The sequence below is a fragment of the Caballeronia sordidicola genome (assembly GCF_000729995.1).
Taxonomy (GTDB): Bacteria; Pseudomonadota; Gammaproteobacteria; order Burkholderiales; family Burkholderiaceae; genus Caballeronia; species Caballeronia sordidicola_A.
Genome location: NZ_JNFG01000198.1, coordinates 26,614 through 40,287 on the forward strand (window position 1 = coordinate 26,614; position 13,674 = coordinate 40,287).

The window sequence follows — 13,674 nt, forward strand, 5'->3', positions numbered from 1 at the left end:
CAATTTAAGGTTGGCGCAATGGGAACAGTTCTTCGAAGCTTATTGGGACCGTACCCAGCTTTCCGACGACCACACCGGCCGCACGATTTGCGTAGTGTATAGCGTCGATGAGCGACAATCCGGCTCCTAGCATGGTGGCTACGGTTGCAATGACCGTGTCTCCCGCACCGGAAACGTCAAAAACATCGCGTGCTTCGGTGGGAACATGGACTGGCGGAGCGTCGCTAAAAAGCGTCATGCCTTCTTCTGAACGCGTCAGGAGCAATGCGTCGATGTCGAGCGACTTGCGCAACGTGTCAACGCGCCCGGCCAGCATCTGCTCAGACGACCACGCGCCGACTACATCGCGCAACTCTGCACGATTCGGCGTAATGAGCGTCGCCCCTCGATAGCGTGTCCAGCCCGGTCCCTTGGGGTCGATGAGAACCTGTTTGCCTGCAGCGCGCGCCCTCGAGATCATCGTAGAGACGTGCGTCAGACCACCTTTCGCGTAATCCGACAACAGCACGATGTCCACGTCGGGCAGGACGGCCTCAAAGCGGGCGAGACCTGCCAAAAGGATTTCTTTCGTCGGCGTTTCTTCAAAGTCGACGCGTAGCAACTGCTGCTGTCTCGCGATCACGCGCAACTTGATAATCGTGGCGATCGAGACGTCGCGCTCAGCATGTGCGTGGACGTTGCTCGCAGCGAGTAATTCGACGAGACGCCGACCTGGCTCGTCATGGCCGATTACGCAGATCAGAGAGGCCTGCGCGCCGAGACCCGCGATATTACAAGCGACATTCGCGGCGCCCCCCAACCGCTCTTCGGTGCGCTGAACGTGCACGACAGGCACCGGCGCTTCCGGAGAAATCCGGTCTACGTTACCGAACCAATAACGGTCCAGCATGACGTCGCCAACCACTAATACTTTCGAACGGCCGAGGTTGGCGCGCGGAATATGCTCAAGTCGAATTGACGACAAGTCAAGGTTAGTACGGGAGCTTTCGTTTGATGACATAAAAGAGGAATCCTTGACCCCGGCGGGTACAGCGCCGGTCAAGTTATTGTTTTGATTCAGCCATACACAGCCGCAACGCCTCATCCCACTCAGGCGCTTTCACACCAAACGTCGCAAAAAGCTTGTCGCTCGACATCTGGGAGTTCGCGGGCCGCGCGGCCGGCGTTGGATAAGAAGCAGCCGGAATCGGCTTGACCGTGGGCTTTTTCTCGAGCGTCGAGTTATCGAAGATGGCTTGCGCAAACCCATGCCAAGACGTCGCGCCCGAAGCCGTTAGGTGATACACCCCCGAGCTCTGCTTCCACCAATCACCAGAACCACCCACCGCTTGCGCCAGCACATTCGACGTCAACGTCGCGATCGTATTCGACCACGTCGGCGCGCCGATCTGATCTGCTACCACGCTCAGTTCTTCCCGTTCCGCGCCCAGACGCAACATAGTCAGAAGGAAGTTCTTTCCGCGCGTCCCATACACCCAGCTCGTGCGGAAAATCAGATGATCACAACCCGAAGCAGCAATCGCCTGCTCGCCAGCGAGCTTGCTCTTGCCGTAGACGTTCTGCGGATTGACGACATCGCCTTCGACATAAGCACCGTCTTTCGTACCATCGAAAACGTAATCGGTCGAGTAGTGAATCAGTGCCGCGCCCAGCTTCTTGGCCTCTTCCGCCATGACGCCCGGCGCTTCGGCGTTCGCACGCATGCAGGCATCGGCGTCGGATTCAGCTTTATCGACGGCCGTGTATGCCGCAGGATTCACGATCAACGTGGGCTTCACATCCCGAACAACTTGTCTCACCTGATCGAGATCACCAAGATCAAGCCGGCCGCGATCCAGCACCACAACGCGACCCAGTCCTTGCAAACTTCGCTCGAGTTCAAAGCCGACCTGGCCGTTCACGCCAGTCAGCAGAATTGTTGCTTGTTCACGCGTCGTCATTCAACCACCCTCACGCGAAATGATCGGCTTCCGCCAACCGCTTGCCTGCCGCATCCTTCGCCGCCAGCAACGGCTCGAAATCGATCGGCCATTCAATCCCGATCTCCGGATCGTTCCACACGATGCTGCGTTCATACGCCTGGTACCAGTAGTCGGTGGTCTTATACAAAAACTGAGCCGACTCCGATAACACGACGAATCCGTGCGCAAAGCCCGGGGGCACCCACAGCTGCCGGTGGTTCTCTTCCGACAGATTCACGCCCACCCAATTGCCGAAGTTCGGCGAGCTCTTACGGATATCGACGGCGACATCAAATACTTCACCTTCAACCACGCGCACGAGCTTCCCCTGCGCGTGCTCGATCTGATAATGAAGTCCGCGCAACACGCCGCGTGCCGAGCGCGAATGATTGTCCTGCACGAATTCAACGCTCGCCTCAACTTGCTCGGAGAACTCACGGCCGTTGAAGCTCTCGTAGAAGTAGCCGCGTGCATCACCGAACACCCTCGGCTCGATAATCTTGACTTCGGGCAGCGCCGTAGCAGTTACCTGGATGGCCATGCGACTTGGTCCGTAGGAAGGTTGAGCAAATATTGGCCGTACGCGTTCTTCGACAACGGCTTGGCAAGCTTGAGCAGCTGCTCGTCGTCGATCCATGCACGCCGGTAGGCAATCTCTTCCGGGCATGCCACGACCAACCCCTGACGTTTCTGCAAAGTGGCAATGAATGTCGCCGCTTCGATCAGCGAATCGTGCGTGCCAGTGTCGAGCCAAGCAAAACCGCGCCCCATGATCTCGACATCAAGCTTTTGCTGGTCAAGATAGCGCGAGTTGACGTCAGTGATTTCAAGCTCTCCGCGCGGCGACGGCTTGATGTCGCCAGCAATATCGCAGACGGTGTTGTCGTAGAAATACAGACCCGTCACCGCATAGTTCGAACGCGGCTTGGCGGGCTTTTCCTCAATCGACAACGCGCGAAATTTCTTGTCGAACTCGACCACGCCGTAACGCTCCGGATCGTGCACGTGGTAAGCGAAAACGGTTGCACCGTCGGCGCGCGAATCCGCACTTTCCAACTGCTTGCCCAGATCGTGGCCGTAGAAAATGTTGTCGCCCAAGATCAGCGCCGACGGATCATTGCCAATAAATTCCTTGCCAATGATAAACGCCTGCGCAAGGCCGTCGGGCGACGGCTGCACCGCGTACTGTATGTTCATCCCCCACTGGCTGCCATCGCCGAGCATGGTCTCGAAACGCGGCGTGTCCTGCGGCGTCGAGATGATAAGGACGTCCCGAATGCCCGCGATCATCAGCGTCGACAGTGGGTAGTAGATCATCGGCTTGTCGTACACGGGAAGCAATTGCTTCGATACAACATGCGTAATGGGATATAGCCGCGTGCCCGAGCCGCCGGCGAGAATAATGCCTTTTCGCGCCATCTTTAGTCCTTGTAGTTGCGTTCCAGCGTTACGTGCGCTGCGTGTAGTTCGTGTCGACCCACTTCCGGTACTCGCCCGAAGCGACTTCATCGGACCACACCTGGTTGTCGAGATACCATTGAACCGTCTTGGCCAGACCTGTCTCGAAGGTCTCTGCCGGCTTCCAGCCGAGTTCGCGTTCAAGCTTTCGCGCGTCGATTGCATAACGGCGATCATGGCCCGGGCGATCGGTCACGTAAGTGATCTGGTCGCGATATGACCCGCTCGCCTTCGGTTTCAGCCGGTCGAGCAAGTCGCACAGGGTATGCACGACGTCGAGATTCTTCTTCTCGTTCCAGCCGCCAACGTTGTACGTCTCGCCGGGTTTGCCGCGCTGGAGAACCTCGCGGATTGCGCTGCAATGGTCGCCAACATATAGCCAGTCACGTACGTTCTGACCATCGCCATAGACGGGCAGCGGCTTGCCGGCAAGCGCGTTCGCAATCATCAGCGGAATCAGCTTTTCCGGGAACTGATAGGGGCCGTAGTTATTCGAACAATTCGTGGTGAGCGTCTGCAAGCCGTACGTATGGTGGTACGCACGAACCAGATGGTCCGACCCGGCCTTCGTCGCGGCATACGGGCTGTTCGGCGCATACGGCGTGGTCTCGGAAAACTGCGGGTCAGTGCTCGACAACGAGCCGTACACTTCATCGGTAGACACATGCAGGAACCGGAACTGGGCTCGACCCTCATCGCTCAACGTTTGCAGATACGAACGGACCGCTTCGAGCAGCGTGAAGGTTCCGACCATATTCGTTTGCACGAAGTCCGCTGGACCATGAATCGACCGGTCAACGTGACTTTCCGCCGCAAAATGCAGCACTGCACGCGGCGCGTGCTGCTTCAGCAACGCATCGAGCGCCGCTCTGTCGCAAATGTCGACCTGAGCAAAGACATGCCCCGGGTTGTCCCGCAACGACTGAAGCGTCTGGAGATTACCGGCATACGTGAGCTTGTCTACATTTAAAACCGGCTCGTCCGACGTACGCAGCCAGTCAAGAATGAAATTGGCTCCGATAAAGCCAGCGCCGCCCGTAACTAATATCATTGAATTTATTCAGAAAAGTTGATTATCAATATTAAGGTTGCCGCGACCACAGCCGGTAAAAGTCAAGCCTCAAACGGTGCGGATCTCCTCAAAGATCGCTGTGCACCGCGTCGCAGTCGGTAGGCAACACGATATCACAGCGGACCTCGCTAAATGCCTGACGTATGCTGGGCAAGGGACAAGAACCTCTTTCCGGCCGTTTGTGCGCTCGAATTTCGACGTTGTTCGTCCAGCCGGCGTTCGTGCAAGCGTAACGCAAGCCGTCATTCGCTCCGGCGGTCTGGACCCTGTGCGAAGCTCGCGGCCGATCGATGAAATATGTAAAAAAGACTCTTACGTGCTAGATACAAAATCCACTCAAACGTCGAATCACAAGATAATCGCCGTCTATCAAAAATTACTTGAAGTAGTGAAGCGATTTAGGTACACGGCTATGACTAGGCACGGACGCAATTATTGCGCCCGATCTGCACGAAAAATGAGCAGGTTGAACAAAGGGGAAGTTTGCGGACGACTAGAAGTGAAGGAGAATTACGCTGGCTCGGACTACGGTGACAACAGGGACCCGAAGAAGGGACCCGAGGACGCCGAAGACCCTGAAATCGACTTGTTCCAGGGCCCGTCGGGATCGACGCGGCGGCGAAACGCGCCGCGTCGTGCATCTGCTGCTTAGAACAAGAATCCCGTCTTATTGCGTTGCAAATCTTCGTCGACCATCATCTTGCATAGCTGCTCGAGCGTCGTTTTAGGTTCCCAACCCAGCTTCTCTCTTGCCTTCGACGGATCGCCAATCAAGAGTTCCACCTCGGCCGGTCGATGAAATTTCGGGTTCACCCGGACCAGTACCTTGCCGCTGCTTGCGTCGACGCCCTCTTCCTTCACTCCCGCTCCACGCCAGCTCAGTTCGACGTCGACGGCCTTGAACGCCATCGTCACGAAGTCACGAACGGTTTCGGTACGATTGGTGGCAAGTACAAAGGTGTCAGGCTCGGTCGCCTGCAACATCCGGTACATGCCATCCACGTATTCCTTCGCGAAACCCCAGTCGCGTTTTGCGTCCAGGTTTCCCAGTTCGAGCACGTCAAGCAAGCCAAGCGACAACTTGGCGACTGAATCCGTGATCTTGCGCGTCACGAACTCCCGGCCCCGCAGCGGTGACTCGTGATTAAACAGAATGCCGCTGGAACCGAAGATGTTGTAGGACTCACGATAGTTGATCGTGATCCAGTGGGCGTACAACTTGGCTACTCCGTAGGGACTACGCGGATAGAACGGCGTGTCTTCCTTCTGCGGAATGGCCTGAACCTTGCCGAACATTTCGGACGTCGAAGCCTGATAAAAACGAATAGACCGGTCGACCGTGCGAATGGCTTCCAACACATTCAACGCGCCTATGCCCGTGATTTCGGCCGTCGTGGCAGGCTGTTCGAACGACACGCCCACGAAGCTTTGCGCCGCGAGGTTGTAAATCTCCTGCGGCTTGGCCTTCTCGATCAGGCGAATGGACGCGCCCAGGTCGGTCAGGTCGTGCTCGACCAGATTGAGCTTCGGATGATTCAAGAGCCCCAGATCATTCATTCTCCAAAAGTTGACCGAGCTCGTGCGCCTGTAGGTGCCGTGAACGTCATAACCCTTTTCAAGCAACAACTGCGTGAGATATGCCCCGTCTTGTCCGGTAACGCCCGTGATCACTGCGCTCGTCAATTTTAGCTCCTTTGTGTAGATCTATCGCGCCACCTATCGATGCGCGAAATGGGGAGAACCCTAAACAATGTGATGAATTGTGTCCGACCCGTCTCGATGCTTATTCGCCAAAGTAAGAAGCGAAGAGGCTTATGTAAATCCGTGGAATTACAATCCGATAATCACCCGTGCGGATCGGCTTTGACAGCGGCACGTCCCGCAAAGAGCGGCCAGCGGTTCAGAGGGTCCGATTGTAAAGAACGAAAAATCGATAAAAAATGACTGCGTACAGACATCTTGCGTTTTCGCAGGCCCCTTGTTGTCAAAAAATATTCAATATCAAAAAAATTAGTTGACAGCGTTAAATCGCGTTTTTCAGCTCTCCAGGGACGGCGAAGCGCCCGTTCGCCGCAGCTCGGCCAAGCCGCGGCGCAGGAAGCTGGAAGCCATATCGAAGGTTGTCAGTTAATATGCGCGATGGATCAGACGCTTCTCAGGCAGGCCTCACCGAGCAGGCCTGAATACCGCCGGCCCCTTCGCCGGCAATGCCCGCGTGGCGCCCACCCATCTTTTTTGTAGCCGATTGCCCTCCTTTATGTTTCTTTCACCTGCCCTACACCCAATTCCCCTCGCCTTCGGTGATATCCAGGGTTGCCGCCAAGAGTTCCAGCGCCTGCTGACCAAGGCCGCGCCGAGCGAAACAACGCCACTCTGGTTCGCGGGTGACATCATCAATCGCGGTCCGGACTCGCTTGGCACGTTGCGCGACCTGATCGCCCTGGGGGACCGCGCAGTCACTATCCTCGGTAATCATGACTTGCACTTGCTGTCCGTATCAGCGGGAATTCGGAAGTCAAAAAAAGGCGACACCATCGATGACATCCTGACCGCCCCCGACGCCGCCGATCTTCTCGACTGGATCCGGCATCGTCCAATCGCGCATTTCGATCAGGGCATGTTGATGGTTCATGCGGGCGTGTTGCCGCAATGGGATGTCGCATTGACGCTGGAACTAGCCGATGAATTCCAGCGGGCGCTGCGTGCGCCGAACTGGAAGGAGACGCTGGCGAGCCTGTACGGCAACGAGCCGAATCGATGGAAACCCAAGCTCAAGGGCAGCGACCGGTTGCGCCTCGTATGCAATGCGTTGACCCGCATGCGCTTCTGTTCCGCCGACGGCGTGATGGATTTCTCGTCAAGCGCAGGTGTGGATTCAGCGCCTCCAGGCTTCATGCCCTGGTTCGACCTGCCGTCGCGCGGTACCGCGGATGTCACGGTCGTGTTCGGCCATTGGGCTGCGCTCGGCCTGATCATCCGCGATAACATCATCGGCCTTGATTCAGGCTGCGTGTGGGGCGCAGAGCTGACGGCAGTGCGGTTGGCAAGCAGTCCGGCCGAGCGCACGGTAACGCAGGTGGAATGCTCGAACTGCCGCGCAACGATGGAATGAACGTTCAATCCGGCGGCGCCACCGCTTCGAACTCGGCAACCGCGCCCGCATCATCGCTAACAACCGCCACCGGCGCCCTCAACCCCGCCTGCATCCGCCGCAACGCCCCCTCCACCGCCGCTTGCGCTTGCTTAGCCAGCACGCGCCGGTCCGCACCCGGCTCGATCGCATCGCAGACGTAAAGATGCGCTGTGAGCGGCGTATCGCGGAGCATGGCGTTCAGCGTGAACGCGAGCGTCATGTCATCGATATAAGCCGGTGCTTCCGACTGCCGTCCGTTCGCATCTTCGTACATCAGGCAGATCGGTTGCACCGGACGAGACGCCGACACAGCAGCCTGAAACATGTTGGAGTGAAACGGCAGCAAGTTGTGCCCAAGCGACGTCGTCCCTTCCGGAAACACGCACATCAGTTCACCGCGCACGAGCCGATCCGACAGCTCATGCATGATGCGTTTCGCATCGCTACGTTTTTCACGTTGAAGAAAGATCGTGTCGAGCTGCTGCGCGAGCCAGCCGACCAGCGGCCAGCCGCGAACCTCAGCCTTCGAGACAAACGGCGTCGGCCGCCATGCGTTGACCACGTAGATATCGATCCAGGACACGTGGTTGCCGACCACGAGCGCGCCGCTATCGAGCCGCGCCTGATCGTTGTGCACGACAAGCTTCATCCCGCAACGGCGCAACATTTCAATCGACCAGCGGCGATTCAGCTCCATGCGCACCTGCGGCGTCGCGTTGGGAAAACGCGTGGCCACAGTCCACATCCCGTGAAGCAGATGCCCAAAAATCCGTGCTTTGCGGAAAGTGAACATGGTCAGAACCTGTCGGCGTGCTTCACCAGACTTGCTCCGGGAAAAAGCCGCCCTTCAGGGCGGGGAGTACAAGGAGCGCGATGCGCGAGCATTGCATTCCGCGCTTGAGCTCGGTATGGTGTGTGCATGAAGCGCACACACACTTTTATCCCTGAGCCGACCATCGAGCGGCTCAAGGAACTCTCGGAAAAGACGGGCCTTTCGGTGGCCGAGTTGATCCGTCGCGCCATTGACGAATACCTGAAGCGCCAGAAATGATTAAGGTCTATCGCTACCGTGTGAAGTCCCTCAGCGGACTCCTTAACAAGCAAGCGCGGGCGGTGAACTTCGTCTGGAATTTTTGCAATGACACGCAGAAACATGCACTGAAGTGGCGGAAGAAGTGGCCGACAGGTTTTGACTTGAATGTCCTCACGACTGGATCCAGTAAGGAGCTGGGCATCCACTCCGGCACGATCAATGCCGTTTGCGAGCAATACGGCAAGTCGCGCCAACAATTCAAGCGGCCGTTTCTGCGATATCGAGGCAGGCGTTCGCTTGGGTGGGTTCCGATGAAAGGCCGTGACCTGAAGCGTAAGGGCGACTCCTTTCGGTTCGCTGGAAACACCTTTCGAGTGTTCAATTCCCGCGACCTGCCTGATGGCAAGGTCAAAGACGGGACGTGCTTTGCGCAAGATTCTCGTAGCAACTGGTTCTTGAACATAGTTATCGAAATTCCTGACACTCAGGCCCGATCCATTCAGTCCGGTGTCGGCATTGATCTTGGCCTCAAAGACTTCGCCACGCTTTCTACTGGCGAGAAAATCGCCAATCCGCGCCACTTCCGCGAGCTTGAGGAAAGGCTTGCAAAGGCACAACGGGCTAGAAAAAAACGCCTCGCCGTGAACCTTCACAAGAAGGTCAAAAACGCACGTGCCGATTTTCTTCACAAACTCTCGCATCGCATCGTGCGAGAGTTTGATTACATCGCTGTTGGCAACGTCGACAGCAGCGGACTCGCCAAGACCAAGATGGCGAAGTCCGTCAACGATGCCGCTTGGTCGTCCTTCCGAGACATGCTCAAGTTCAAAGCGATTGCGCACGGGGCTATGGTCGAAGAAGTGAGCGAACGGTTTACCTCCCAAACCTGCTCGAGTTGCGGCACATTGCCCAACTCGCGGCCGAAAGGTATCGCAGGGCTTGGAATAAGGCATTGGATGTGCAGTAATTGCAGTGCGGTCCATGATCGTGATGTGAATGCTGCATTAAATATCCTTGCCCGCTCGGGACATCGAGCGCCTGCAGAGGGAATCCCCGTCCATTAGGGCGGAGAGGATGTCAAAGGCAATATGCCCCGACACGATGGTCATCAGTACGCGTGCCGGCAATTCATAACCGAGGAACGGCGAGTTGTGCCCCTGGCTCTTGAGCTTGGCGGGCTCGACGAGCCATTCGGCGGCGGGATCGAAGAGACAGAGATCAGCCGTTTCACCTACGGCAATACGCCCCGCGTTCAGCTTGAGCACGCCGGCCGGCGCCGTCGTGATGCGCGTAAGCGCCTTCGCCAGCGGCACCCCCGTCTCCCGCGCCCATTTCACCGTCAGCGACAGCAACAGTTCCAACCCAGTCGCGCCCGGCGTCGCTTCGGCGAAAGGCAGCAGCTTTTCGTCGTCGTCGAGCGGGGTGTGATCTGAGCAGATTGCATCGATGGTGCCATCCGCCAGCCCCGCGCGAATCGCGTCGCGGTCACGCTGCGAGCGCAACGGCGGATCGAGACGAAATTGCGAATTGAAATAACCGATGTCCATATCGGTCAGATGCACGTGGTTGATGGTCACGTCGCAGGTCACAGGCAAGCCCTCGGCCTTCGCTTCACGCACCAGCGCCACGCCCGCCGCCGACGACAAATGCGACAAGTGCACTCGCGCGCCCGACACCCGCACCAATTCGAAAATAGTATGCAGAGCGATGGTTTCCGCCGACACCGGCACGCCCGACAAGCCGAGGCGCGACGCCACCGCGCCACTCGCCGCCACGCCGCCGCTCGCCATATACGAGTCTTGCGGGCGCAGCCACACGGCATACCCGTACGTGGTCGCATATTGCAGCGCGCGCAACAGCGTGCGTGTATTGACAATCGGCGTATCGGCTTGCGAGAAGCCAATACAACCCGACTCGGTCAACTCGACCATTTCGGTGATCGCTTCGCCCTTGAGCCCCACGGTCAACGCGCCGAGCGGATACACGTGCGCCTGATGCAGCTTCTGCGCGCGGAACTTGAGCATTTCAACAAGACCCGGTTCATCGAGAACGGGATCGGTATCGGGCGGACAGACGAGACTGGTCACGCCGCCTGCCGCCGCAGCCGCCATTTCGGACTCGAGCGTGGCCTTGTGTTCAAACCCCGGCTCGCGCAACCGCGCGCTCAAGTCGACAAAACCCGGCGCAAGGGCCAACCCTTTTGCATCGATCACCCGCGCCGCGTGAAAATCGGCGGGGGCATCGCCAATGGCGACAATCTTCCCCGCCGCGATAAACACATCGGCCTGAGTTTGGGTGCCCGCAGCCGGGTCAATGAGCGTGCCGCCCTTTATAAGGATCTTCATGGTGTTAGTCGTGATTTCCGGCAACGATGCCCATTACCGCCATCCGCACGGCAATGCCGAATGTGACCTGGTTGAGGATCACCGATTGCGGGCCGTCGGCCACTTGCGAATCGATTTCCACGCCGCGATTCATCGGTCCGGGATGCATCACGATAGCGTCGGGCGCAGCCAGCGCAAGACGCTCCGGCGTGAGTCCCCAGGACTTGAAATACTCTTGCGCCGACGGCAGTAACGCCCCGCTCATGCGTTCGTTCTGCAAGCGCAGCATGATGATCACATCGACACCCTTCAGCCCTTCGTCGAGGTTGTGATACACGTGCACGCCCATCTCGTTGAGATTGCCCGGCAGCAAGGTGCGCGGACCGATCGCGCGCACTTCCGGCACACCCAGCGTGGTCAGCGCGTGAATATCCGAACGGGCGACACGCGAATGCAAAATGTCACCCACAATAGCCACGCGCAGATTCGTGAAATCGCGCTTGTAATGACGGATGGTGTACATGTCGAGCAAACCCTGCGTCGGGTGCGCATGACGCCCATCGCCGGCATTGATCACGTGCACATGCGGCGCGCAATGTTCAGCAATCAGATACGGCGCGCCGCTCGACGCATGACGCACGACGAACATATCCGCGTGCATGGCCGAGAGGTTGTTGATGGTGTCGAGCAGCGACTCGCCCTTGCTCGTGGACGATGCATTGATATTCAGGTTGATGACGTCCGCCGAGAGTCGCTTCGCGGCGATCTCGAACGTGGTCCGGGTGCGCGTGGAGTTCTCGAAGAACAGGTTGAAGACTGACTTGCCACGCAGCAGCGGCACTTTCTTGATCTCGCGATCCGTCACGCTGACGAATTGTTCGGCGGTATCGAGAATATGCGTGACGATCGCGCGCGGAAGTCCTTCTATGGTGAGCAAATGCTTGAGTTCGCCGTTCTTCGTGAGCTGCGGATTGCCTTTGAGAAAACCGTAGCGCGAAGACGCCGGTTTTCTGTCCGGCACGCTGCTTTCGGCAGAACCCTGGGTGGCCGTGTTCATGTCGATCCTGATGGTGCGGTGTTTTTGTCGGGGGAGAGGCGTCGCTGCTGTTCTTACACGCGCGCTTTAATCCGTGCGAGCTTCAGTCGTGAACGCCAGCGTGCCGTCGTCGCGCCGCGCGAGCACGAGATTGGCGCTCGCGGGTACATCGACTACACCGCCGGTGAAACGCGCCGCCATGGGCAACTCGCGGCCGCCGCGATCGGCGAGCACGGCCAGTTCCACGGAGGCCGGTCGGCCGAAGTCATAAAGCTCGTTGACGGCTGCACGCACGGTCCGACCTGTTGAGAGCACGTCGTCGATCAGCAGGATTTTTCGATTGTCGACTTCGAACGGCAACGAGGTCGGGCTGGCCTGGCTGTGCAGGCCTTTTTTGGCGTAATCGTCGCGATGCAACGACACGTTCACCACGCCGAATTCGGCCACGTTCAGGTCTTTGGCCAGCCGTTCAGCGAGCCACACGCCACCGCTATAAATACCGGCGAGCACCGGAGCGCCGGCTTGCGTCAGCGACTCGCCATAAGCCGCGCGAATCAGACCCAGCAACTCGCGATACAGCGCCTCGGCGTCAATGGAACTCATGGTTGTTATCAAGTCCGTCTAGATACTGTTGGAGAATGACGCGCGCGGCTTCGGCGTCGATATCGTCGTAACGGCCCTTTGCATTCATCTTCACGCCGTTGCGCTTCATTTCGGCCTTCGCTTCCACCGATGAATACCGCTCGTCCACCCAGGTCACCGACACGCTGAAGCGACCATTGAGCTGGTTGCCGAAGCGCGTGGCCAGTTGGGTCATTTCGTGCGGCGTGCCGTCGGGATGCATCGGCAGCCCGACAATTACCGTCATGGGTTTCCATTCGGCAATTAATTGACCCGCCATTTCGAAACGATATTCACGGCTGCGGTTTTCAAACACCGTCAGCGCCCGGGCGTGTCCGGTCAATGTATTGCCGACCGCGACGCCAATGCGTTTCTCGCCGTAATCGAAGGCGAGCAGCGTGGCTTCGGCGCGGGTGTCAGGGCGGCCGTCACCCGTCATGCGTGGCCCGCTTCGCCCGACAGCATGGACAGCGACACGCCAAGCAGCGACAACGCCGCTTGCAACTTGTCTTCAGCGGGCACGTCGAAGACGATGCGCGGATCGGCTTCCACGGTCAGCCAGCCGTTCTTGGCGATTTCTTCCTCGAGTTGCCCCGCGCCCCAGCCGGCATGGCCGAGCGTGAGCAGGAACCGTGCTGGGCCCTTGCCGCTCGCAACCGCTTCGAGCACGTCTTTCGACGTGGTCATGGCAAGGCCGCCGGGAACGCTCATGGACGATGTATAGACATCGCCGTCGGCCGGATCGTGCAGCACGAAGCCGCGTTCGGTCTGCACCGGGCCGCCGAAATAAACAGGCAAATGCACGAGCGGCTCGATCTCGAGTTTCAGGTCGATGCGATTGAAAAGCGATTGGAGGTCGATGTCGGTCGGCCGGTTGATCACCAGGCCGAGCGCACCGCGCTCGCTGTGATCGCAAAGGTAGACTACAGTCCCCGAGAACGTGGGATCGGCCATGTTAGGCATGGCGATCAGGAACTGATTGGTCAAATTGATGCGATCGGAAGTCTTGGACATAATTCAAATTTTTTCAAAGGCA

General features: G+C 58.3%; 14 protein-coding genes and 1 pseudogene. 3 read left to right on the top strand and 12 right to left on the bottom strand.

The window, feature by feature from the left end; all coding sequences use genetic code 11:
• Positions 1 to 4: 4 nt before the first annotated feature.
• The 6 genes from rfaE1 to gmd form a co-directional block, all read right to left on the bottom strand.
• A complete protein-coding gene (gene rfaE1 / locus FH08_RS0134485; protein WP_075583413.1) occupies positions 5 to 1,000 on the bottom strand; it encodes a D-glycero-beta-D-manno-heptose-7-phosphate kinase in 996 nt (331 codons plus the stop codon).
• 43 nt (positions 1,001 to 1,043) lie between these two features.
• On the bottom strand, positions 1,044 to 1,940 hold the full coding sequence (gene rfbD, locus FH08_RS0134490; RefSeq protein WP_031362701.1) for a dTDP-4-dehydrorhamnose reductase: 897 nt from the start codon (positions 1,938 to 1,940) through the stop codon (positions 1,044 to 1,046).
• A gap of 10 nt (positions 1,941 to 1,950) precedes the next feature.
• Positions 1,951 to 2,502: a dTDP-4-dehydrorhamnose 3,5-epimerase gene (rfbC, locus tag FH08_RS0134495; RefSeq protein WP_031362702.1), complete on the bottom strand. Its 552-nt coding sequence runs from the start codon at positions 2,500 to 2,502 to the stop codon at positions 1,951 to 1,953.
• A complete protein-coding gene (gene rfbA / locus FH08_RS0134500) occupies positions 2,487 to 3,380 on the bottom strand; it encodes a glucose-1-phosphate thymidylyltransferase RfbA (protein WP_031362703.1) in 894 nt (297 codons plus the stop codon). The genes rfbC and rfbA overlap by 16 nt, the downstream gene beginning before the upstream one ends.
• Before the next feature lie 28 nt (positions 3,381 to 3,408).
• On the bottom strand, positions 3,409 to 4,470 hold the full coding sequence (rfbB, locus tag FH08_RS0134505; protein WP_031362704.1) for a dTDP-glucose 4,6-dehydratase: 1,062 nt from the start codon (positions 4,468 to 4,470) through the stop codon (positions 3,409 to 3,411).
• Positions 4,471 to 5,139: 669 nt separating this feature from the next.
• Positions 5,140 to 6,174, bottom strand: coding sequence for a GDP-mannose 4,6-dehydratase (gene gmd, locus FH08_RS0134510; RefSeq protein WP_031362705.1), 1,035 nt, complete (start codon positions 6,172 to 6,174; stop codon positions 5,140 to 5,142).
• 574 nt (positions 6,175 to 6,748) lie between these two features.
• On the opposite strand from gmd, the gene FH08_RS0134515 reads away from it, so the two are divergent.
• Positions 6,749 to 7,603 (top strand): symmetrical bis(5'-nucleosyl)-tetraphosphatase, encoded by an 855-nt coding sequence (locus FH08_RS0134515; protein WP_031362706.1) that lies wholly within the window; start codon positions 6,749 to 6,751, stop codon positions 7,601 to 7,603.
• Between the two features lie 4 nt (positions 7,604 to 7,607).
• Here FH08_RS0134515 and FH08_RS0134520 read toward each other — a convergent pair whose 3' ends face one another.
• Entirely contained in the window at positions 7,608 to 8,417 is an 810-nt protein-coding gene (locus FH08_RS0134520) for a lysophospholipid acyltransferase family protein (RefSeq protein ID WP_035568206.1), read from the bottom strand.
• Between the two features lie 126 nt (positions 8,418 to 8,543).
• Between FH08_RS0134520 and FH08_RS50800 the strand changes: the two genes are divergently transcribed.
• Complete coding sequence (locus FH08_RS50800; RefSeq protein WP_075583414.1) at positions 8,544 to 8,675, top strand: CopG family transcriptional regulator; 132 nt, start codon at positions 8,544 to 8,546, stop codon at positions 8,673 to 8,675.
• Positions 8,672 to 9,721 carry an RNA-guided endonuclease InsQ/TnpB family protein gene (locus FH08_RS0134535; protein WP_031362708.1) on the top strand — a complete coding sequence of 350 codons (1,050 nt, stop codon included), beginning with the start codon at positions 8,672 to 8,674 and terminating at the stop codon, positions 9,719 to 9,721. The genes FH08_RS50800 and FH08_RS0134535 overlap by 4 nt, the downstream gene beginning before the upstream one ends.
• Positions 9,722 to 9,733: 12 nt before the next feature.
• Here FH08_RS0134535 and FH08_RS0134540 read toward each other — a convergent pair.
• From FH08_RS0134540 to FH08_RS0134560, 5 genes and pseudogenes are all read right to left on the bottom strand, one after another.
• Positions 9,734 to 11,002: pseudogene (locus tag FH08_RS0134540) on the bottom strand (dihydroorotase); the annotation flags it as partial.
• Positions 11,003 to 11,006: 4 nt separating this feature from the next.
• Positions 11,007 to 12,038, bottom strand: coding sequence for an aspartate carbamoyltransferase catalytic subunit (locus FH08_RS0134545; protein ID WP_031362710.1), 1,032 nt, complete (start codon positions 12,036 to 12,038; stop codon positions 11,007 to 11,009).
• Between the two features lie 66 nt (positions 12,039 to 12,104).
• Positions 12,105 to 12,620: a bifunctional pyr operon transcriptional regulator/uracil phosphoribosyltransferase PyrR gene (gene pyrR / locus FH08_RS0134550; protein WP_031362711.1), complete on the bottom strand. Its 516-nt coding sequence runs from the start codon at positions 12,618 to 12,620 to the stop codon at positions 12,105 to 12,107.
• Complete coding sequence (ruvX, locus tag FH08_RS0134555; protein ID WP_031362712.1) at positions 12,607 to 13,077, bottom strand: Holliday junction resolvase RuvX; 471 nt, start codon at positions 13,075 to 13,077, stop codon at positions 12,607 to 12,609. Before ruvX ends, pyrR begins: the two co-directional genes overlap by 14 nt.
• Positions 13,074 to 13,652, bottom strand: coding sequence for a YqgE/AlgH family protein (locus tag FH08_RS0134560; RefSeq protein ID WP_031362713.1), 579 nt, complete (start codon positions 13,650 to 13,652; stop codon positions 13,074 to 13,076). Before FH08_RS0134560 ends, ruvX begins: the two co-directional genes overlap by 4 nt.
• Positions 13,653 to 13,674: the final 22 nt, after the last annotated feature.